The organism is Oleiphilus sp. HI0128 (assembly GCF_001635365.1).
Window position 1 is genome coordinate 1 of the sequence record NZ_LWGG01001169.1, and the last position, 982, is coordinate 982.

Sequence of the window (982 nt, forward strand, 5' to 3'; positions counted from 1 at the left end):
GTCAAAGCAAGTGGCTTATATACCGATGCATCGACTAAAGACATCACCCACCTCGTCACCTGGCAAAGCGAAGACAATCAACTTATTACTGTCGACAATAATGTAGATAGCCCAGGACTAATTCGTACCGTTGCCCCCGGTAGTACACGTGTCAGCGCCAGCTTTGAAGGCCTATCGTCCAGCGCAACCTTCACAGTGACGGACGCAATACTAAGTTCTATTGCTATTACCAGCCCTGCTAGCGCGATAAACGTTAACGATGAACTGCAACTGAGTGCCATTGCAGACTACTCCGATAACAGCAGCAAAGATCTCACCCAAGAAGTAAGCTGGATAATCAGTGACAATGATGTTGTATCTATCGAGACGGCATCGAATGACTACTTTTCTAATCAAAGCGGTTTGCTAAAAGCTCTGTCAGCCGGCACCAGCGATATATCTGCCCAGTTACTAAACAGCTCAGGAGAACTTATAAGCTCTAACACTCTGAGCCTCACAATCTCGGAAGACCCTAACGCTACTAAAGCGATATCACTGTCACTGACTCCAAACGTTATTCTAAACAACGGTATTGATAGCTCTATTGTGTCCGCGACTTTAAGCCCTAACTCGGCTAGCGGAGCAATTCCAGATAACACTGAAGTGAGTTTTAGTATCACTGATAATGGCACCACACATATCGAAACGGCTTATACCAGTAATGGCGTCGCTCAAATTACCCTAAGCTCTGAGAATATTGGTCTGATATCAATTGAGGCTTCGAGCAATCAAATTCATAGTTCGTCAGCAATATACAGTACAAATGATTTCAGAAATGTCATCGTAAGCTACGCAGAAGCAGAAGTATTATATGATGCAGAAAACGAGGTCTTAAAATCTGGCAGCACTTTACTAACACTTGTCCGAAACCTATCAAATCGCGACTTCGATCTACCATTAATTGCTGTTATGACTGGCAATCCAGACCCTCAAATACATTTAC

1 protein-coding gene is annotated in these 982 nt (G+C 43.7%); it reads left to right on the forward strand.

Translation table 11 applies throughout. The features are described 5' to 3' along the window. The coding region (locus A3763_RS19775; RefSeq protein ID WP_197483003.1) for an Ig-like domain-containing protein at positions 1-982 on the forward strand (982 nt) is incomplete at both ends.